The organism is Erwinia sp. MMLR14_017, from assembly GCF_033657285.1.
In the GTDB taxonomy this organism is placed as follows: Bacteria; Pseudomonadota; Gammaproteobacteria; order Enterobacterales; family Enterobacteriaceae; genus Erwinia.
Window position 1 is genome coordinate 1 of record NZ_JAWVWP010000021.1, and the last position, 20,219, is coordinate 20,219.

The 20,219-nt window shown below is 54.1% G+C and carries 19 protein-coding genes and 2 tRNA genes; 14 read left to right on the forward strand and 7 right to left on the reverse strand.

Features of this window, described 5'->3' with window-relative positions; all coding sequences use genetic code 11:
* The first annotated feature begins 33 nt into the window (after nucleotides 1-33).
* Nucleotides 34-110, forward strand: a tRNA-Asp gene (locus SD961_RS21410).
* Nucleotides 111-223: 113 nt separating this feature from the next.
* Here SD961_RS21410 and yafC read toward each other — a convergent pair.
* A complete protein-coding gene (gene yafC, locus SD961_RS21415) occupies nucleotides 224-1,126 on the reverse strand; it encodes a DNA-binding transcriptional regulator YafC (protein ID WP_318792319.1) in 903 nt (300 codons plus the stop codon).
* Nucleotides 1,127-1,488: 362 nt separating this feature from the next.
* On the opposite strand from yafC, the gene SD961_RS21420 reads away from it, so the two are divergent.
* Complete coding sequence (locus tag SD961_RS21420; RefSeq protein ID WP_318792320.1) at nucleotides 1,489-2,292, forward strand: endonuclease/exonuclease/phosphatase family protein; 804 nt, start codon at nucleotides 1,489-1,491, stop codon at nucleotides 2,290-2,292.
* Between the two features lie 81 nt (nucleotides 2,293-2,373).
* Nucleotides 2,374-3,138 (forward strand): class I SAM-dependent methyltransferase, encoded by a 765-nt coding sequence (locus tag SD961_RS21425; RefSeq protein WP_318792321.1) that lies wholly within the window; start codon nucleotides 2,374-2,376, stop codon nucleotides 3,136-3,138.
* A gap of 27 nt (nucleotides 3,139-3,165) precedes the next feature.
* Here SD961_RS21425 and SD961_RS21430 read toward each other — a convergent pair whose 3' ends face one another.
* The 4 genes from SD961_RS21430 to gloB form a co-directional block, all read right to left on the reverse strand.
* Complete coding sequence (locus tag SD961_RS21430; RefSeq protein ID WP_318792322.1) at nucleotides 3,166-3,858, reverse strand: cyclase family protein; 693 nt, start codon at nucleotides 3,856-3,858, stop codon at nucleotides 3,166-3,168.
* A gap of 1 nt (nucleotide 3,859) precedes the next feature.
* Nucleotides 3,860-5,215, reverse strand: coding sequence for an MFS transporter (locus SD961_RS21435; RefSeq protein WP_318792323.1), 1,356 nt, complete (start codon nucleotides 5,213-5,215; stop codon nucleotides 3,860-3,862).
* A 310-nt stretch (nucleotides 5,216-5,525) separates the two neighbouring features.
* The gene (gene mltD, locus SD961_RS21440; protein WP_318792324.1) at nucleotides 5,526-6,905 is read right to left on the reverse strand and encodes a murein transglycosylase D; all 1,380 of its coding nucleotides are present in this window, start codon (nucleotides 6,903-6,905) and stop codon (nucleotides 5,526-5,528) included.
* Between the two features lie 70 nt (nucleotides 6,906-6,975).
* Nucleotides 6,976-7,731: a hydroxyacylglutathione hydrolase gene (gene gloB / locus SD961_RS21445; RefSeq protein ID WP_318792337.1), complete on the reverse strand. Its 756-nt coding sequence runs from the start codon at nucleotides 7,729-7,731 to the stop codon at nucleotides 6,976-6,978.
* Between the two features lie 43 nt (nucleotides 7,732-7,774).
* Here gloB and SD961_RS21450 point away from each other — a divergent pair, with 43 nt between their 5' ends.
* Nucleotides 7,775-8,512 (forward strand): class I SAM-dependent methyltransferase, encoded by a 738-nt coding sequence (locus SD961_RS21450; protein WP_318792325.1) that lies wholly within the window; start codon nucleotides 7,775-7,777, stop codon nucleotides 8,510-8,512.
* On the opposite strand, the gene rnhA is transcribed toward SD961_RS21450, so the two are convergent.
* Nucleotides 8,497-8,964 (reverse strand): ribonuclease HI, encoded by a 468-nt coding sequence (gene rnhA, locus SD961_RS21455; protein ID WP_318792326.1) that lies wholly within the window; start codon nucleotides 8,962-8,964, stop codon nucleotides 8,497-8,499. The genes SD961_RS21450 and rnhA overlap by 16 nt on opposite strands.
* Before the next feature lie 373 nt (nucleotides 8,965-9,337).
* Here rnhA and SD961_RS21460 point away from each other — a divergent pair, with 373 nt between their 5' ends.
* The 7 genes from SD961_RS21460 (at nucleotide 9,338) to SD961_RS21490 (ending at nucleotide 15,815) form a co-directional block, all read left to right on the forward strand.
* Entirely contained in the window at nucleotides 9,338-9,826 is a 489-nt protein-coding gene (locus SD961_RS21460; protein ID WP_318792327.1) for a (2Fe-2S)-binding protein, read from the forward strand.
* The gene (locus SD961_RS21465) at nucleotides 9,823-10,815 is read left to right on the forward strand and encodes a xanthine dehydrogenase family protein subunit M (RefSeq protein ID WP_318792328.1); all 993 of its coding nucleotides are present in this window, start codon (nucleotides 9,823-9,825) and stop codon (nucleotides 10,813-10,815) included. Before SD961_RS21460 ends, SD961_RS21465 begins: the two co-directional genes overlap by 4 nt.
* Entirely contained in the window at nucleotides 10,812-13,196 is a 2,385-nt protein-coding gene (locus SD961_RS21470; protein WP_318792329.1) for a xanthine dehydrogenase family protein molybdopterin-binding subunit, read from the forward strand. The genes SD961_RS21465 and SD961_RS21470 overlap by 4 nt, the downstream gene beginning before the upstream one ends.
* A 16-nt stretch (nucleotides 13,197-13,212) precedes the next feature.
* On the forward strand, nucleotides 13,213-13,779 hold the full coding sequence (locus SD961_RS21475) for a nucleotidyltransferase family protein (RefSeq protein WP_318792330.1): 567 nt from the start codon (nucleotides 13,213-13,215) through the stop codon (nucleotides 13,777-13,779).
* Nucleotides 13,776-14,753 (forward strand): XdhC family protein, encoded by a 978-nt coding sequence (locus SD961_RS21480; protein ID WP_318792331.1) that lies wholly within the window; start codon nucleotides 13,776-13,778, stop codon nucleotides 14,751-14,753. The genes SD961_RS21475 and SD961_RS21480 overlap by 4 nt, the downstream gene beginning before the upstream one ends.
* Nucleotides 14,754-14,876: 123 nt before the next feature.
* On the forward strand, nucleotides 14,877-15,614 hold the full coding sequence (gene dnaQ / locus SD961_RS21485) for a DNA polymerase III subunit epsilon (protein WP_318792332.1): 738 nt from the start codon (nucleotides 14,877-14,879) through the stop codon (nucleotides 15,612-15,614).
* A gap of 124 nt (nucleotides 15,615-15,738) precedes the next feature.
* Nucleotides 15,739-15,815, forward strand: a tRNA-Asp gene (locus SD961_RS21490).
* Between the two features lie 73 nt (nucleotides 15,816-15,888).
* Here SD961_RS21490 and SD961_RS21495 read toward each other — a convergent pair.
* Nucleotides 15,889-17,382 (reverse strand): NCS1 family nucleobase:cation symporter-1, encoded by a 1,494-nt coding sequence (locus tag SD961_RS21495; RefSeq protein WP_318792333.1) that lies wholly within the window; start codon nucleotides 17,380-17,382, stop codon nucleotides 15,889-15,891.
* Between the two features lie 145 nt (nucleotides 17,383-17,527).
* Between SD961_RS21495 and SD961_RS21500 the strand changes: the two genes are divergently transcribed.
* From SD961_RS21500 to puuE, 3 genes are read left to right on the forward strand one after another with little or no spacing between them, the layout of a single operon-like run.
* Nucleotides 17,528-18,247 carry a GntR family transcriptional regulator gene (locus tag SD961_RS21500; RefSeq protein ID WP_318792334.1) on the forward strand — a complete coding sequence of 240 codons (720 nt, stop codon included), beginning with the start codon at nucleotides 17,528-17,530 and terminating at the stop codon, nucleotides 18,245-18,247.
* The gene (hpxA, locus tag SD961_RS21505) at nucleotides 18,244-18,990 is read left to right on the forward strand and encodes an allantoin racemase (RefSeq protein WP_318792335.1); all 747 of its coding nucleotides are present in this window, start codon (nucleotides 18,244-18,246) and stop codon (nucleotides 18,988-18,990) included. The genes SD961_RS21500 and hpxA overlap by 4 nt, the downstream gene beginning before the upstream one ends.
* A gap of 25 nt (nucleotides 18,991-19,015) precedes the next feature.
* Nucleotides 19,016-19,975 (forward strand): allantoinase PuuE, encoded by a 960-nt coding sequence (gene puuE / locus SD961_RS21510; RefSeq protein WP_318792336.1) that lies wholly within the window; start codon nucleotides 19,016-19,018, stop codon nucleotides 19,973-19,975.
* Nucleotides 19,976-20,219: the final 244 nt, after the last annotated feature.

The window sequence follows — 20,219 nt, forward strand, 5'->3', positions numbered from 1 at the left end:
GAAGCGTTTTTCTGAAATCAGTACAGAATCGGTGGAGCGGTAGTTCAGTTGGTTAGAATACCTGCCTGTCACGCAGGGGGTCGCGGGTTCGAGCCCCGTCCGTTCCGCCACTAAACATAAGGCCCTGAGTCATAAGACTCAGGGCTTTTTTGTATGCAAAATCTGAACAACAGTGCCTTAAATCCTCTTACTCCTCTCAACTGGCTAAATCACCTCCATGTTTTTAACCACGCCGATCGCCGTTTTCAATCCACTCACCCAGGAAGTCGATAAATGAACGGATGCGCATATTGACTGCCCGGTCACTGTAATAGACGGCGTTAAATGGCATCTCTACAGGCAGTACTCTGTCTGCAAAAAGCTCCACAAGCGTTCCGTCGCGTATCTCCCGGTCAACCATAAAGTCAGAAAGACAGGCAATGCCGTTCCCGGTCATGCAGAGCTGCTTAAGCGTTTCACCGCTGTTTGATGTGCAGGAAGGGGAAATATCGTAAAGCTCGCCGTCACTTTTGGCGACTGGCCAGCGGTTGAGGTGTAGGGGCTCGACAAAGCCCAGACAGTCATGATTTATCAGATCTTCAGGCGACTGCGGTACACCGTTTTGCTGAAGATAAACGGGACTGGCAATAATCCTGCGGTAGCTGTTAAAAAGATGACGGGCACGAAGGCTGGAGTCACTCAGGTTACCCGCTCTGATCGCTACGTCTACTTTCCTTTCAATCAGATTAATAAAAGTCTCAGAAGAGACCAGCGACAGCGTAACTTCCGGATAACGTGCGCGATAAGAGCTGATCATGGGCATCAGCAGATGCAGCACCACGGGCGTTGCTGCATCTATTCTTAGCAGTCCCTGCGGCATCAGTCGGTGCTCAGTCAGCTCATTTTCAGCTGCTGCCATCTCCTGCAAAATAAACTGCACGCGACGGAAATAAGTTTCCCCCTCTTGCGTCAGTTTGATCTGACGGGTAGTGCGCGTAAGCAGTTCAACGCCTAATTTGTTCTCCAGCTTTTTCACCGCACGACTCACGGCGGAATTCGCCATCTCCAACTGTTCCGCCGCACGACTGAAACTGCCATTTTCTACTACGGCGACAAAAATAGTCAGCTCTTCTGAGTTAGTCTTCACTGTTGCTCCCGCAGCAAAATTCTGCCTGCACTTTAGATCTTTTTGTTATTGAATCATGCGCTGAAACCGCGCGCCAGTACAGGTTCCGGCAAAAGAAAGTAACGGCGCAGGAGAGGGCGGCCTTGCTACAGAAAGAGTGAAGGTAGTGCCTGTAGGTTTCCTCTCTTTAAGCTACAGCGGCGTAACCTGAGTAAAAACCCGACCATCTCAGCGCACGCTTTCCAGAGCGGCCCTGGGCAGCTGTTTGCATTTGTTTACTGACTAACATGAGTTATTAGTCTGATCCGATTGAAACTCGGCGGTAAAGCCCCTATAAATGAATGACCCTATGATCCATTCAGCAGTTACTAAGGCCCGGTAGAGTGCGAAAGAAGACCTATGCCATGAGATATGTAGCAGGGCAGCCAGCGGAACGTATTTTTCCGCCCGGTGCAATGCTGCACGTCGGCAAAGCCTTGCCGCCCGGAGCGCCGCTGACTAATGAGTCCACGCTGCGTGTGCTGGTATGGAACATATTCAAGCAGCAGCGTGCTGACTGGCTTTCCGTCCTGCAAAATTTTGGTAAGGACGCGCATCTGGTTCTGTTACAGGAAGCGCAAACGACGCCAGAGCTGGTGCGCTTTGCCACCACCAACTATCTGGCTGCCGACCAGGTGCCGGCATTTGTCCTGCCACAGCATCCTTCCGGCGTAATGACGCTGGCCTCAGCCCATCCCGTTTACTGCTGCCCGCTGCGCGAGCGCGAACCTTTGTTGAGGTTGTCGAAATCCGCGCTGGTGACAGCTTATCCATTACCTAACAGCGAAATGCTGATGGTCGTGAATATTCATGCTGTCAATTTCAGCCTGGGAATTGATGTTTACAGCAAACAGCTGGGGCCGATAGGCGAACAGATTATTCACCATAGTGGTCCGGTCATCATGGCCGGTGATTTTAATGCGTGGAGCCGCCAGCGTATTAATGCCTTGTATACCTTCGCCCGCGACATGGGGCTGGAAGAAGTGAACTTTACTGACGACCATCGGCGAAAAGCATTCGGGCGTCCTTTAGATTTTGTATTTTACCGCGGAATGGGCGTGGCTGAAGCCTCCGTGCTGGTGACCCGCGCCTCCGATCATAATCCCCTACTCGTTGAATTCCATCCCGGTAAGCCTGCGCTTCTCTAGGGGATCTCTGGCCTGCCGTTACGGGCAGGTCATTTCATCGCTCTGCCCAACTCAAAAACCATTAGTAAGGATCGCAGAGATATGAGATCGCATCATCATGATAACGTCGACAAACAGTTTGGTGACCAGGCAAACGCTTATCTGAACAGCGAAGTGCATGCCAGCGGGAATGATTTGGTCCGTCTGGGGGAATGTCTGTTTGCGGAGAAAGAGGCCCGTGTACTCGATTTAGGTTGTGGCGGCGGACATGCCAGCTATGTAGCCGCGCAGCATGCTAAAAGCGTGGTGGCTTACGATCTTTCGGCAAAAATGCTGAGCGTCGTCGCCCGGGCTGCCAAAGAACGGGGTTATGAAAACCTGACTACTCAGCAAGGCTATGCGGAATACCTGCCTTTTGAAGATGAGAGTTTTGATATCGTTATCAGCCGCTACTCTGCTCACCACTGGCATGATGTGGGAAGGGCACTGCGCGAGGTTAAGCGCGTCCTGAAGCCAGGTGGAAAGGCTATCTTTATCGATGTGAATGCGCCGGGCAACGCAGTACTGGATATCTGGTTACAAACCGTCGAAGCGCTGCGGGACACCTCTCACGTTCGTGATTATAATCCCGGCGAATGGCTGACAATGTTTACTGAAGCGGGGCTGACAATCAGTGCCGTAAGTTATGACCGTCTGGCGCTGGCGTTCAGCAGCTGGATTGAGCGCATGCGCACACCCGCGGTCATGGTGGCTGCTATCCGGGCTTATCAGCAATCAGCCTCTGAGGAAGTGCAGCGTTACTATGCTCAGCAGCCTGATGGCAGTTTCAGTACAGATGTTATTTTTATCGAAGCGGTTAAGCCCTGAGCTAAGCGGCCCCTGCCGGGGCCGTTCTTACACCAGTGCCACAGCCCGAATCGGTGAAGCTGAAGCGCCCTTGATCCTCAACGGCAGCGCCAGAAAGATAAATTCCGTCGGCAGGCTTTTCAGGTTCGCCAGATTCTCAATGATCAGGCAATCCGCTCCCAGCACCGCAAGATGGGCGGGGTGTTCCTGATTACTGTAGCGATCCAGTGACATGGCATCCGTTCCAAAAACCGTTACGCCTTTCTCAATAAGATAGCGTGCTCCTTCTTCTGACAGCCCCGGCCAGTTTTGCAGAAAGGCAGCATGGTGTGGACGGCATCGCCATTTTTCATCGTAACCCGTGCGAAAAATGACAATATCCTGAGCAAGGATGCCGCCATTGTCCGCTTCCCAGGTCTGGATCATCTCACGAGTAATGTCGGCGTTTTCAGCCAGATGAGACATATCCAGACAGCGACCTCGCCCGGTCAGCTGTTGCACATCCACCTGCTCGATAGTCTTGCCCCCTTCAACAAAGTGCACCGGCGCATCAACGTGCGTACCGCAGTGATCGCCAAGCGTTAGCTGACAGTTATAGTTGCCATCACCGGCGCTGTAATCCTCCGCACGGCTGCAGAAAAACTTCCCATGCGTGGGCCACACCGGCATAAACTCCTCATACAGATGATTCAGCTCGATGAAGCGGCGTTGACGCAATAGAGTGATCAGATCGCTGGTCATATCAGGCCTTTTTCAGGATAACGGTTTCTTTAATAAACCACAGTGGCGCGCAGGAGAGCAGCAGCACACCGACAATCACCATATAGTGAACGGTGAAGCCATAGCTGTGAATAATCCATCCGCTTACCGGGGCGACCAGAATGCCGGCAATCCCTACCGCCAGGCCAATCATCAAACCCATGCTGGAAGCGGCCGCACGCGGGGAAGAGTCGATCAGTAAAGCGTAGGCAACCGGGTAGGGAGAGTTACGGAACAGTCCCCAGAAGATCAGGATTGCCCAGCCAAGCGCGGCAGAATGGATAAACATGCAAAGCGCAGCGGCCAGGATCCAGCCAGCGATAATAAAGCTCAGCGAGCGTTTACGGCCTTTTACGTCTGAGAAGCTGCCCCATAAAATCTGACCAATCCAGCCGGTAAGCCCGGAAGCGCCCGAGATAATGGCCGCCGTTGAAAGATCCAGACCTACTTCACGGGTCAGCTGTAAAGTCAGGAAGTTTGCGATGCCCATTTCCGCCCAGGTAAAGCCGAAAATCAGCACTATTGCCAGCTGACAGTTCCGGTTTTTCAGGCAGGAGAGCGCATTGGCCCAGAGAGAGGCGTTCTCTACCGTATGCTGTAAGGCGTCAGTAACAGGCGGCGTCAGATTATTATCAACAATCCACTCATTGACCTTCTGATGATTCTTGCGGGTGCCGATAATCAGCTGTGCAACTAAAATCGCCAGACCAATCAGTGGAATAAACAGAAATGCTTCACGCCAGGTTGCAAACGCCAGAATTGCTGCAATCAGAATGGGGCCGATAAACTGCCCAAGTGGGAAGCCAGTATGATGTACACCGATAGCAAATCCCCGGTTCTCTTTCTGCCACCATTCACCCAGCAACGCGACGTTAATGGGTTCGGAGCCACCGGTACCCATACCCATTGCCACTCTGAGCGCCTGAAAGGCTCCAAACGACTTACAGAACGCAGTAGCGATGCCAGAGACAATCTCGACCAGCACAGCCACACACCAGCTGTAACAGCGTTTATGCCCGGTGCCTACCCAGTCAGAAAACAGGCCAAATACTACGGCGCCAGTCAGAGTACCCACAAAACTCAGGGAATTAAGCCAGCCAGCCTGAACTTCCGTGAGATTAAAAGAGGTCATGATGGCGGGAAGCAGCGTTGGCAGAATAATCCTGTCGATGGAATTCATCAGGATGGCCAGCGTGGTGATTACCAGCATCCACCAGGAGAGAGGATGCGCTCTGGGCAGCAGGCGCATCAGCCCGCGCCTGGGGGCCTGTTCTCCGGTAGCGCCCTGTGCTTTTTTAGTCGTCTGTTGTGAGGCCAGTTCAGAAGAGGGGAGAGTCATATCTGGTGCCTTTCAGTGTCATCGTCGTCTGCAGTCGCTTTTGTTAAGCGGTCTGCGCCCTGTTTTACGTTTTTGTTGTTATGCCTGCACGCTGCCGGGGAGATCAAAAAGTAAACAAGCTGCTAACATAAGCACTGTGATTACTACCATACAAGATCGGTTGTGCCGATACTGGATCTTGATCACACTTGTGCGGGGAAGATTGTCGGAAGCGCCGAGAGGGTCACAGTGCGTTTGCAGGAAAAACGGTAAGCGTTAACGCATAAAAAAAGCCAATCCGTAGATTGGCTTTTATCGGTCAGCAGAGACCTTAGCTGTCTGGCGTAGTGGTAGTGTTCACAAACAGTGTCAGCTTATCGCCTGGCTGTAGCGTGGAGGCGTCGCTGTTATTCCAACGCACCACATCTTTGATGTTCACACCGTGCCCTTTAGCAATGCTGGCCAGAGAATCACCTTTACGTACTTTATAGGTGATGCTGTTGCCATTATCGGCCAGTTTGGTTGCGTTACCGCTTCCGCCCGTGCTCAGGGTCTGTCCCGGTTTGATACTTGCTCCACGCAGATTATTTGCGCGCTGCAGATCCTTAACCGTCACCTTCAAACGTTTTGCGATGCCTGACAGGGTATCGCCATTGCGAACCTTGTAGGAACCGGCTGTGGTATTGTTCGCCAACTCGGTCGGCTGTACGGCAGCTATATCGCCTGTTGCCAGCGAGTTGCGTAACTTAGCCACGTTCGACTTCGGCACCATGATGTATTGAGGCCCACCTTTTGGTGCTGTCGTACCGCGCTTGTAACCCGCGTTATAGCTTTTCAGCTTACTCAGGGACATGCCCGACATCTCTGCTGCCTGCGTCAGCTCAATCTGCTGGCCTACTTCCACACGTGCCAGAGCACGGGATTCATTAGGCGCAGGCAAACGAACACCGTAACGCTTGTTGTTCTTCAGGATTTCACCCAAAGCCAACATTTTTGGTACGTAGATCGTGGTTTCACGCGGCAGTGATAAGTGCCAGAAATCCGTGGGTTTCCCGCGGGCTTTATTGACCTTTACCGCTTTCATGACGCGCCCTTCACCGCTGTTATAGGCGGCAATGGTCAGTAACCAGTCGCCGTCAAACATCTTGTTCAGACGTTCCATCATGTCCAGTGCAACCTTGGTGGAAGCCACGACATCGCGACGTCCGTCATACCACTGGTTCTGCTTGAGACCATAATTTCGCCCCGTCTGCGGTACAATCTGCCAGATGCCTGCGGCATTGGCGGCTGAGGTCGCATGGGGGTCAAAAGCGCTCTCCACTATGGGTAGTAGTACCAGTTCCATCGGCATCTTACGTTTCTTAATCTGCTCGACTATCCAGTACATATACGGCTCTGCCCGTAATGTTACATCGTGGAGATAGCTCTTGTTTCTTAAATATTTTTGCTTTTGTTCGCGTATCCGGGGGTTTTCCGGAACCTTCATCTTCAGCTCGGTACTGATGAGATTCCACAAATCTTGATCCTGCGTAAGGCGGGTTCCATCATCCTGCCAACGCGGTGATAACAACCGATCTGTGTCCTGCTCTGCTTCATTCTGACCTGCTGAAGACAAACTCTGTGCATGCTGCTCGGGAATGTTGGTGTCATGCTTCGACGCCTGGCAACCCACCAGCAAGACCGAGGCGAGTAATATCGCTTTAGCCTTCATGTGTGTGTCATTCTTCGCTTAAAAGACGAGCAACTATACTTGCTCGCCTGGAGCAACACAACCCGAAAAATTAAAAACGGTCTTTCTTCTCGCGTAGAGTTGCAAATACTTGCCATTCATGTTGTGGAGATGTTTCATAACCGATTTGTCGTTGCAATTCATGCTCTTGTGTTCTTAAAAAAACATTTATTCGCCGCTCTGTCGCCAGCTTTGTAGGCAGGGAAACCTGCTTTTTTGCGCGTAACTCTTTAATTTCCCGGTAATAGCTCGCTATCTCGCTATCCCCAGGAAAAAGGGCATGTGAAAAGGTCAAGTTCGATAATGTATATTCATGCGCGCAACAAACCAGCGTATTGTCAGGAAGCTTGTTAAGTTTTTGAAATGATTCAAACATTTGTTCAGGTGAGCCTTCGAACAAACGTCCGCAGCCGCCCGAGAACAGAGTATCGCCACAGAAAAGATAAGGGGCACTAAAATATGAGATATGTCCTAAAGTATGACCGGGGGTATGAAAGACACTAAAAGTGCTCTCCAGCAGGGTAAAGCTATCTCCTTCGACCACGATTTCCGTGGCGCCTTTATCCGCTGTTTCCTGTGGGCCATAGACCACTAAATGAGGGTATCTCGCTACCAGGGCTTTTACGCCATCGGTATGATCGTGATGGTGATGGGTGAGAAGTATTGCTACCGGCTGCCACTGATTTTTTTCCACTACCGAGAGTACCGGAGCCGCTTCGCCTGGGTCGACGATCAGGCACTCTCCCCGGTCGTTATTTAATGTCCAGATGTAGTTATCCTGAAGTGCCGGAATGCTGGTAAGATTCATCATCGCCTCTGAATTGCCCGAAATGGAAAGAAGATGGTAAAGCATGAAGCCCGCTAAAACACGCCAAATTCGTCAGGTGCCGGACTCCTGGGCTGATATCCCCTGGGGAGAGTTTTACCGCGATGCCCTTAACAAACATCTGCAACCTTGCCTCGCCAGGATGTACGGCTTTCATCTGCTGAAAGTGGGGCCGCTGAGTGCGGAAATCGACACGGAAAACTGTGCTATCTCTCATCAGGTCAATGTGGGGTTAAACGGTGGGTCGCTGCAGGTCAGGGCCGATCCTATGAGCCTGCCTTTTGAATCAAAATCCGTTGACGCCTGCCTGCTGGCGCACAGCCTGGCCTGGAGCAGCGACCCGCACCGAATTCTGCGGGAGGTTGACCGGGTACTGATAGACGATGGCTGGATTATTATCAGCGGCTTTAACCCCTTCAGCGTGTTGGGCATCGGCAAGCTGATCCCCGGTATTCATCGACGCGTACCCTGGAACAGCCGGATGTTTACCCAGATGCGGTTAATGGACTGGCTCAGCCTGTTGAACTACGAGGTGGTGCAGCGCACGCGTTTTCAGGTGGTGCCCTGGAATCGCCAGGGCGGGAAAGTGATCAGTACGCATTTCCCTGCGCTTGGCTGCCTGAGCATCATTGTGGCCCGCAAGCGTACCTTCCCGCTGATCATGAATCCTGCTAAGAAGGCCGCCGCTAAAAGAAGATTAAGCCAGGCTGTCGGCGCCACCCGTCAGTTTCGCACCGGGTCGGGGCATCAGGACCCGGACTGATAGCCAATATCTTCAAACGCCGGGCTGCCAGCCGCGGCCCGAGCGAGCACATCACAGCGCTCGTTCTCTTCGTGGCCCGCATGGCCTTTCACCCATTCCCATTTGATTTGATGATGGCTTAGCGCGCTGTCCAGCCTTTTCCACAGGTCGACATTTTTCACCGGCTTTTTATCGGCGGTTTTCCAGCCACGCTTTTTCCAGTTATGGATCCAGCTGGTAATGCCCTGGCGAACATATTGGCTGTCCGTACTGAGCACCACTTCACATTTCTGCGACAGGGCTTCAAGCGCCACGATAGCCGCCATCAGCTCCATGCGGTTATTGGTGGTAAGAAAATAGCCCGCACTAAACGTTTTTTCGTGCTTGCCGTAGCGCAAAATTGCGCCATAACCGCCCGGGCCGGGGTTACCGAGGCAGGAACCATCGGTGAATATTTCTACCTGCTTGGTCATCTCTGGTGGGATCTCTGCGTAAAAACCGTAAGTCTGACATAAATGGCTCTGGGGAGCACTGGATTAGATCGTTACAAAAGTGAGTTCCACCATTAATAAATTTCGCTGCCAGCAGCATCCCTTTTTCCTCACTAACTCAGTCGCTAAGGCCGTGATATTTCCTTGTTTAACGCTATTTTTACCGACACGCTCCCTTCATACACCGGCAGTAAAAGTTTCACTTCCCGTGCACTGCGCCGGTAAAGAAACCACCAGAATACGCCAGAAGTGCTAAACCTTAAGGTTGAGTAAAAAAATAAATATTTTAACTGTACCCCCGCTCTCAACACTCTCTTTTGAGAACCTTTCCAACCCTAACGATGGGAAGTTTGCAATGTCGGATAAAATCACCCTTAACCTGCAGATTAACGGGCAGGAAAAACATCTTTCTCTCGATCCGCGCGTCACCTTGCTGGACGCACTCAGAGAGCACCTTGCACTGTCGGGTACCAAAAAAGGGTGCGATCAGGGGCAGTGCGGTGCCTGTACCGTGCACGTGAATGGCCGCAGAGTTCTGAGCTGTCTGACGCTGGCGGCACAGGTAGAAGGCGCAGAGATCACCACTATTGAAGGACTTGAGCAGCCGGACGGAACGCTGCATGCAGTGCAGCAGAGCTTTTTGAAACATGATGGCTTCCAGTGTGGTTACTGTACTCCCGGACAGATCATGTCTGCTGTCTCCTGTATTAAAGAGGGACACGCAGGCTCTGAAAGTGAGATACGCGAATATATGAGCGGCAATCTCTGCCGCTGCGGCGCTTATCCACATATTGTCGATGCGATCAAAGAAGCCGCTGAACAGCTGGCCAGGGAGTCCGCATGAATCCTTTTAGCTGGCAAACAGCCGCCTCCGTCACCGAGGCCGCTGCTAACAAAAAACAGCCCGGCACGCAGCTGCTGGCTGGTGGCACCACGCAGTTGGACTTAATGAAGTGCGACGTGTTTAAGCCCACCACATTGATCCCCGTTACGCAGTTAACCGGGATGGACAACATCACCTTCAATGATGAGATCATCACGCTTGGCGCGATGGTTTACATGAGTGAGCTGGCCAGCCACGAAGCGTGTCAGCGCCAGGCCCCGGCTATTTATGACAGTCTGTGGCAGGCCGCCTCGCCGCAAATCCGCAATATGGCGACGCTTGGCGGCAATTTGTGCCAGCGTACCCGCTGTGGCTACTACCGTGACCCGCATACTTTCTCCGACTGTAACAAGCGTAATCCCGGTTCCGGCTGCGCCGCGCTGAAAGGGGTAAACCGCAACCATGCCATTCTGGGCGGAAGCGAGAGCTGCGTAGCGGTCTATCCGGGTGATTTGGCTGTAGCTTTAACCGCCTTTGATGCCGTTGTTATTCTGGAGAATGCGCAGGGCATCAAGCGCCGGGTTCCCATCGACCAGTTTTATTTACTGCCGGGCGACTCCCCGGAGAAAGAGTTCGATATGGGGGATGACGAGATGATTACCGCAATTGAGATCCCGCAGACCCCGGCGCTGAAAAACTCCACTTATCTGAAGGTGCGAGATCGCAGCTCCTATGAGTTTGCGACGGCCAGTGCGGCCGTTGGGCTGGTGGTAGAAAACGGCGTAATGGTAGATGTCCGTATTGCAATGGGCGGTGTAGGAACCAAACCCTGGCGCGCCCGCACCGTTGAACAGGCACTGAAAGGGCAGCGTTTTGATGAAGCGTTGATTAATCAGGCCGCAGAGCAGGTTATCGCCGAGGCTCAGCCCCTGGCCCATAATGCACATAAAATAAAACTGGCCCCGCGCGTTATCGCCCGGGCGCTGATGGCCGCAGGAGAAACAGCATGAGCAAACCGACAACTACATTGCGCCGGGATCTGTTGAAAGCTCCCGCAGCGCTGTCAGCCGCAGAGAGTACGGGCGTGTCGCCGGTGAGCGAGCAAGCCAGCGAGAGTGCCGCTCAGGGGCAGCAACGGACGGAAAGTGTCAGGGGATTAGGCGCGCCCCGCTCGCGGGGTGATGGAGAGGTGAAAGTGACCGGACGGGCCACTTACGCTGTGGAATATCAAATTGAAAATGCAGCGCATGGAGTGGTGATCCAGTCCACCATTTCCAGCGGGCGAATTACGCATATTGACACCGAAAAGGCGCAGGCGGTACCCGGCGTGATTGCTGTCTACACGCACCAAAACAGACTGAAAATTAATAAGCCTACCCCCATCGCTGACGGCGGCGCGGCGCAGTCTACTTACACACCTATCCAGGACGATATCATCCTGCATAACGGGCAAAACATTGGGCTGGTGGTAGCGGAAACCTTTGAACAGGCGACTTATGCCGCCTCGCTGATAGAGGTGAGCTACCAGGAAACTCCCGCGTTGATTTTTGCCACCGATGAAGGCGCTGAGCCGCAGCCTCTGCCCGATCAGGATATTGAGCTTGGCCAGGCGCAGGCGGCAATGGTGCGATCGGAGGTGCGGATAAACGAGCGTTACATCACGCCGCGTGAATACAACATGCCCATGGAGCCGCACGCCTGTATCGCCCACTGGCATAGCGGCAGCATGACCGTATGGGAACCGAGCCAGTGGGTGAGCGGGGCACAGGTGGAGATTGCCGAATGGATGGGGATTGCCAGAGAGCAGGTGCGGATTATCTCCCCCTACGTTGGCGGCGGATTTGGTTCCAAGCCGGTGCCCTACACGCATGTAGCCCTTGCCTGCGTAGCCTCTCGTGAACTCAACCGGCCGGTGAAAGTGTCGCTGACTCGTCCGCAAACCTTTACCGGGCTGGGCGGGCGTCCGGCTACTTCACAACAGCTGGAGATGGGGGCGACGCGCGACGGAAAAATTCTCTCAATTATTCTTCGCAGCTTTAATGAAACCTCGCTGCAGGACATGATCGCGGAAAACTGTAGTCATGTGACGGCCCGGATGTACGCCATTCCTGACCTCTCCGCCCAGCACCAGATCGTGCCCATTAATACCGTGACGCCAGGCTGGATGCGTGCACCGGGTGAAAATCCCAGCTCATTCGGGCTGGAAGTGGCGATGGATGAAATGGCCTATGCCCTGAATATCGATCCGCTGGAGCTGCGTTTACGCAACTGGGCGGATCACGATTATCAACAAAACAAACCCTGGAGTTCACGCCGTCTGAAGGAGGCGTACCAGAAAGGCGCGGAAGCGTTTGGCTGGGCGAAGCGGTCGATGGCACCCCGATCGATGCGTGAAGGAAAGGAGCTGATCGGCTGGGGAATGGCAACCGGTACTTATCCGGTAAACCGTTTGCCAGCGGAGTCACGAATTATCCTCACGCCGCAAGGTGAGTTTATCGTGCAGTGCGCGGGAGCGGATATCGGCACCGGCACCTATACCATCCTTGCGCAAACCGCAGCGGACATTTTGCACGTCCCTTCCGAAACCATTTCGGTGCAGCTTGGCGACACGCGCTTACCGCGAGCCGGTGTGGCGGGGGGATCGCAGTTGGCCGGAAACCTCACGGCGGCAGTCAACGTCACCGCGCATAAAATGCGGGATCGCCTGCTGAAGCTGGCAAGCGAGCTGGAAGGCTCTCCGCTGAAAGGCGTAAGCCTTGAGCATCTCGCGCTGGTGGGCGGCTCGGTGCGGATGCCCGACACTCCTGCACGGGAGATCTCATTCGCTCAACTCCTGGAGCTGGCAGGCAGCGAGGCGCTGGAAGTAGAAGGCGGAACTTTCCCCGACAATCTCTCCGCTAAAGAGAAAGATGAAATGGTCGGCAGCCTGAACAGTATGGGACGCCCTGAAGATCTCTCTGCACACAGCTGGAGCGCGCAGTTTGTTGAAGTTGCAGTTGATGAAGACTTTGGCACCGTCCGGGTAAGAAGGATGGTCGCCGCCTTTGACTGCGGCCAACTCTATAACCCTACGCTGGCGCGAAGCCAGTGGATTGGCGGCATGATCATGGGGCTGGGGCAGGCGCTGCTGGAAGAGGGCATTGTGGACCCGAGAACGGGAAGGGTCATCAATAACAATCTGGCGGACTACCTGATACCGGTAAATGCTGACGTACCCAACATCACCACTATCAATGTGGGAGAGCCAGATTATCAGGCCACCAAAATGGGCGGTAAAGCGGTGGGCGAGGTGGGTATTGTTGGCGTAGCGGCGGCAATCAGTAATGCCGTGTTCCATGCGACCGGCAAGCGAGTCCGGGATTTGCCCATCACCCTCGACAAAATAATTTAACGCTTTCTGAGTGAGTATGAACAGTGCAATCCTTGTTATGGCGGCCGGTTTTGGCCGCCGTTTTCGTCAGTCGGGCTGCGGAAATAAACTGCTGGCGATGCTCAACGGTAAGCCCGTGCTGCAGCACACGCTGGAAAACGCTCAGGCGACAGGGCGGCCAGTATTTGTGGTTTCGCAACCTTCCGATCAGGCTATCCATCAGCTGGCAGAGAAAGCGTCCCTGATCCTCTGCTCAAGCCAGGGATTAGGAGAGTCTCTGGCCGCTGGCATCAGAGCTTGTTCAGACTATGACGGCTGGGTGATTACCCTTGGGGATATGCCGTGGCTACAGACAACCAGCTACCTGGCGGTTATCCGGGCGCTGGAAACTTATCCGCTTGTCCGGCCCGTTATCAATGGGCAGCCCGGTCATCCGGTTGGGTTTCAGCGACAATTTTATGCCGAACTCTCTTCTTTAAGCGGCGACACAGGAGCAAAAAGGTTGTTGCAGAACTTTCCCACGCATTGCATTGAGCTTGAAGATGAAGGCTGCCTGCTGGACGTGGATTATCCGGCAACACTTTCCGGTAAGGAGACGGCATGATCAGATTGGATCAACAGGTGATCAACGAGGCGCTGCGCTGGCATCAAGAGGCGCAGCCGGTCTGGCTTTGTACCGTTTTGCGCACATATGGCTCCTCTCCCCGCGCACCAGGCACCATGATGAGCGTCAACGGTCGGGGGGAGCATTGTGGGTCGCTCTCCGGTGGCTGTATCGAAGAGGATTTTCTGGCGCAGCTCTCAATGGGAAGCTATCGCGAGAGCAGCCAGCTTATTCGCTATGGCGAAGGGGGGATGCGCCCTTCCGTTGAGCTTCCCTGTGGCGGCAGCCTGGAAATCGTGATCGAATATCTTCCACCCGATGAGCAAACCCGGGCGCTGTTACAGGCAATGCAGTCTGCTTTACTGGGTAAACAACGGCTGGTCAAAACGCTTGTCGTGAGCCAGCGAGCAGAATTTGAGGTGCCGGAAGCGGACAGAATGTTGCCGCCGTTAAGCGTCACGGAAAACCGCATCCAGTTACCTGTGGGGGCTGTCCCGGAACTGATAGTGGCGGGCTATTCGCCGGTAGCTTTTGAGTGCATACGCCTCGGGCAGATACTGGGTTTTCATGTCCGTATTTGCGAACATCGTCCTGAAAGCCTGAGCGAGATTGAACGCTATTTTACCGGTGCAGACAACATTACCATTGTGCCGCAGCATCCCGCGCGCTGGCTGGAAATCAACGGCGCGGGGGCCAGCGTAGCCATCGTCTCCTTAACGCACGACCCGCGTATTGATGAGCTGACGATGATGGAAGCCATCAATACCCAGGCCTTTTATCTGGGTGTGATGGGATCTGAGAGGAACAGCGAAAAGCGCAGGAGGCGGTTACAGCAAATTGCCGGCATGAGCCGTGACGATCTGGAGCGCATTCATGCACCAGTAGGCCTGCGGATTGGCAGCAAAACGCCTGCGGAAATCGCTCTGTCAATTATGGCGGACATCGTCAGGGTAAAAAATGGTGAACAGCTCTGAAGTTTTATCAGTGCGAGAAAAATGGCTGGCGCAGGTCGCGAGTGGTATTCTTGGCGCCAACAGTGCGCTTACTTAGTGCCTCAGCTGGCTGCGCAGATCTTTACTTACATTGAGTCATCACCCATGAGCCTACAAAAATCTTCTGACAGGATCATCGTCCTCGATACCGAAACCACCGGTATGAATATGATTGGGGTGCACTATGAAGGGCACCGTATTATTGAAATCGGTGCTGTAGAGGTCGTTAACCGCCGTCTGACCGGCAATAACTTCCATGTTTATCTGAAACCCGATCGGCTGGTGGACCCGGAAGCCTTTGGCGTTCACGGGATTGCCGACGAGTTTCTGGCGGACAAACCCTCTTTTGCCGAAATTGCCGATGAGTTTATAGCCTATATCGACGGTGCGGAACTGGTGATCCATAACGCCTCGTTCGATATCGGCTTTATGGACTATGAGTTCAGCAAACTGAACCGCAATATCCCCAAGACCGAAACCTTCTGCCAGATTACCGACAGCCTGGCAATGGCGCGAAAAATGTTTCCGGGCAAGCGTAACAGCCTGGATGCGCTCTGCTCACGCTATGAAATAGACAACACCAAGCGAACCCTTCATGGCGCTCTGCTTGACTCCGAAATTCTGGCCGAAGTGTTCCTGGCGATGACAGGTGGGCAAACGTCGCTGACCTTCCAGATGGAGGGTGATCAGCAGCAGCAGAGCAATGGCGATACGATCCACCGCATTACCCGTCCGGCTTCAGGCTTGCGCGTTCTGGCGGCGAGCGAGGCTGAAATCAGCGCCCATGAAGCGCGTCTGGATTTAGTGATGAAAAAGGGCGGCAGCTGCCTCTGGCGAGCGTAACGGCACTTGTTAATGTTATAAAGGTGAAAAAACAGGCAGTCAGTCTTAAACTGTCATAAAAAGCGTTGACGGCATGATGGCCTGCCCGTAATATTCGCCCCGTTCCCGACGGGGAACAAAGCGCGGAGCGGTAGTTCAGTTGGTTAGAATACCTGCCTGTCACGCAGGGGGTCGCGGGTTCGAGCCCCGTCCGTTCCGCCAAGTATCCAGAAAGCCTGATTCAGCAATGAATCAGGCTTTCGTCGTTTCTGGGGCCGTAGCCGCCCCAACTCTCTTATCTCTTCTCTACGGCAACGCTGCGTCCATAGCTCTGGCCGCTGACGCCGCGCTCTTCACGGGCGATCCAGCGGTAGAAGCCTGCCGACAGCGCCACGCCGATAAACCAGCTAAAGTTCGCTACCTCATGCAGGGAAGGGATAAAGCTGATCACCAAACCAATCAGTACTGAAGGCACCAGCGCAGCAATAGCTTTTGGATTAAAGCCCCCGCGATACCAGTATTTGCCTTTTGGCGTATCGTCGAACAGATCGTTGACGGAAATCTGGCTGCGCTTAATCAGGTAGAAGTCGCAGAGCAGGATACCGAACAGCGGCCCGATAAAGGCGCCCAGCACATCCAGCGTATAGTGGATAAGCTCTGGTGACTGAAACAGGTTCCACGGCGTCAGCAGCACCGACCCTACGGCTGCAATCATGCCGCCGGTGCGGAAGCTGATTTTCTGCGGTGAGCAGTTAGAGAAGTCAAAAGCGGGTGAAACAAAGTTAGCCACAATATTGATACCGATAGTGGCGGTAATCATTGTCAGCAGGCCAATCGCTACCGCCAGATCGTTACCCACACGGCTGACCGTTTCGATCGGGTCAGTGATCATATGTCCGAATAGCGACTGGGTGCCGGACACAATCACCACGGTGACCACAGAGAAGAGCAGGAAGTTGAACGGCAGGCCCCAGCGGTTGCCGCGACGGATTTCGCCCATGCTTTTCCCGTAACGGGAGAAGTCGCCAAAGTTCAGCAGCGGACCCGAGAAGTAAGAGACCACCAGCGCCGTGGCGGTAATCATCTGCCACACCTGTTCACTACCGGTAAGCTGCTTGCTGGCCAGCGTCAGGGAAATGCCGGAAAAACCGGTTTTGTACACAATCCAGCCTGCCAGGGCAACCATAACCACGTAGACCGCCGGTCCGGCGATATCAATAAAGCGTTTAATGGCGTTCATGCCGTGCCAGAACACCATTGCCTGCGCCAGCCACATAATGCCAAAGCATATCCAACCCAACTGAGAGAGGCCCAGCCAGGCTGAGTGCGTCATGGGAGCCAGCGCGGGCCAGAACTTCAGCGAAACCAGCATCAGGGCGTTAGCCGCCAGGTAAGTCTGAATACCGTACCAGGCAAAGGCGATCAGGCCGCGGATCACGGCCGGAATATTCGCCCCAAATACGCCAAACGCCTGGCGGCAAATTACCGCATAGGGCACACCGGTCATCTGGCTGGGCCGGGCAACCAGGTTGGCACAAATCTGCACGATACAGATGCCGACCAGCAGGCAGAGCAGCACCTGCCAGCTGGCAAGCCCCAGCGTAAAGAAGCTGGCGGCCACCACATAGCCGCCCATGCTGTGCACATCGGACATCCAGAAAGAGAAGATGTTGTACCAGCTCCAGTTCTGGTCACGCGTAGGGGCCAGATCTTTGTTACAAAGCCGTGGGCTGTAGTTCGCGTGGGCTTCAACCGCCGACGCCGGGGTGACATTCTGAGTATCTGGCATGAAACCTGCTCCTGTGAAGAGAGATAAAGGCAAATTGGTTGTGACAAGGTATTGCAGGATCCAGGCCAAAATCCTTTTGTTGTATACAAAACTTTGAATTCATGTGTACGATTCTTTATGGAACTGATGTTTACCGGAGTAGGGAATGAAGAGTGAAACCGGCCTGAAAACGGCCTCTGACCTGACAGACAAGGACGAACCTATCTATCAGGCGCTGATGTCGGCGATGGTGGAGCACCAGCTGCCGCCGGGTAGCAAGCTGCCGGAAGAAGCGCTGGCCGAAGTATTTGGTATCAGCCGTACCGGTATCCGTAAGGTGCTGCAACGCCTCGCTGCGGTGCAAATGATCGTGTTAACGCCCAAACGTGGTGCGCAGGTCGCCACGCCTTCCGTTGAGGAAGCCAGGGATATCTTTCGCACACGGGCGCTGATTGAGTGCGCCAATCTGCCAGCGGTGCTGGAACACTGCCAGTCGCCGCATCTGGTGGCGCTGGAGAAGCTTAATCAACAGGAGCAACAGGCACATGAGGCGCATGATGGCCCGGCTGCTATCCGCCTTTCCGCTGCTTTTCATATCCAGCTACAGGCTATCTCCGGCAATCAGGTGCTGACCGATATGGTGACACGGCTGTCGCAACGCTCTTCATTGGTGATTGCGGCGTATGGCGCGCCGTGGCAGCAGGGTTGCCGCTGTGACGATCATGATCGGTTAATTGAGCTGGTGAGAGAAAAAGCGTTACAGCCGCTGACTGACGCCATGCAGCAACATTTCGATCATATTGTAAGCAGTCTGCACTTCGAACGTGGCGGTGAAATGCTGCCGGACTTTGCCCGCCTGTTTTCGGGTTTTGGAGTTAAAGCATGACGGCGAAACTGCTCATCCAGGTGATCAACCCTAATACCACTCTTGCGATGACCGAAACAATCGGCGCAGCCGCACGAGCAGTTGCCGGGCCAGGTACAGAGATTATTGCCGTTAACCCCAGCCAGGGCGTGCCCTCTATCGAAGGGCATTTTGACGAAGCTGTTGCGGCCATTGGCGTGCTGGAACAGATTAAGGCGGGCCTCGAGCAGGGAGTAAGCGGGCATGTGATTGCCTGCTTTGGCGATCCGGGGCTGCTGGCCGCGCGGGAACTGGCTCAGGGACCGGTTATTGGCATTGCCGAAGCCGCTATGCATATGGCGACGATGGTGGCAACGCGCTTCTCAATTGTGACTACCTTGCCGCGTACGGTGATCATTGCCCGGCATTTGCTACAGCAGTATGGCTTTGAGCACCACTGTGCGGCGCTGCATGCCATCGATCTGCCGGTGCTGGCGCTGGAGGATGGAACCGGTCTGGCCCAGGAGAAGGTACGGGAGGGGTGTATACAAGCGAAGCGGCAGGATAGCAGTGGCGCTATCGTGCTTGGCTGCGGTGGTATGGCGGCTCTGGCCCGTGAGCTGACGCTTGAGTTAGGGATCCCGGTGATTGACGGTGTCGGTGCCGCCGTAAAAATGGTTGAGTCGCTGGTAGCTTTGGGTCTCTCCACCAGTAAACACGGTGATTTGGACTATCCTGTAAGAAAAACCCTGTCGGGACAGTTTGCCAGCCTGAAGCTGGAGTGAGCGTGTCGACACAAGGACTTTAACTATGACTGATACCGCAGAGAAAAAAGAGTACAGCTTCAATAAAAACTACCCGCGCGATCTCCGTGGATATGCGGGCAATCCGCCTCATGCGGCCTGGCCAGGCAACGCGAGGATTGCCGTGCAGTTTGTACTGAACTATGAAGAGGGCGCGGAGAACAGCGTGCTGCATGGCGACGCCGGCTCCGAGCAGTTTTTATCAGATATCATCGGGGCTGCCAGCTATCCCGAGCGTCATATGTCCATGGAGTCGCTCTATGAATATGGCTCCCGCGCAGGATTCTGGCGCATTCACAATGAGTTTCAAAAGCGCGGTTTGCCCTTAACCGTCTTCGGCGTGGCGATGGCGCTGGCTCGTCATCCTGAAATCGTGGAAGCGATCAAAGCAGCGGATTATGACGTGGTCAGTCACGGCTGGCGCTGGATCCACTATCAGGCAATGGATGCCAAAGCCGAGCGCCAGCATATGCAGCAGGCGGTAGACACGCTGACCGATCTGTTCGGCAAAGCGCCAACCGGCTGGTACACCGGCCGTGACAGCCCGAATACCCGCAGGCTGGTGGCTGAGCAGGGCGGTTTCACTTATGACAGCGATTACTACGGCGACGATTTGCCTTTCTGGTCGCAGGTTACCTGCCAGGATGGCACGGTTAAACCTCATTTGATTATTCCCTACACCTTAGAAACCAACGATATGCGTTTCGCCACGCCGCAAGGTTTCAATACCGCAGAGCAGTTCTACACCTATCTGAAAGACAGTTTTGACGTGCTGTACGAAGAGGGTGAAAGTTCGCCCAAGATGCTGTCGATAGGGATGCACTGCCGCCTGCTGGGCCGTCCGGGGCGCTTTAAAGCGTTACAGCGGTTCCTGGATCATATTCAACAACATGACAATGTCTGGATTTGCACGCGTCAGCAGATCGCCGATCACTGGGTGGAAAATCATCCTGCCCCGGACGCGTGATTTACTGATGCTTAGCCGTAGCATCCGTGCTGCGGCTGACTAACTAACTTAGCTTTTGCTTATCAGCCCATAATTTCTTCACCCAGGCCTTTAGTACTGAATGTAAAAAAAGGGCAAGTTGTCTGAAAGCGCAGTGCTCCGGTCAGGGAGAATGGGCTGAACACAAAAACGCCGTGAAATCATCCCTGATGGCTGCGAAGCGGCGTCCATGCCGCTTAGCCTTTGCTTATCAGCCCATTCTCCC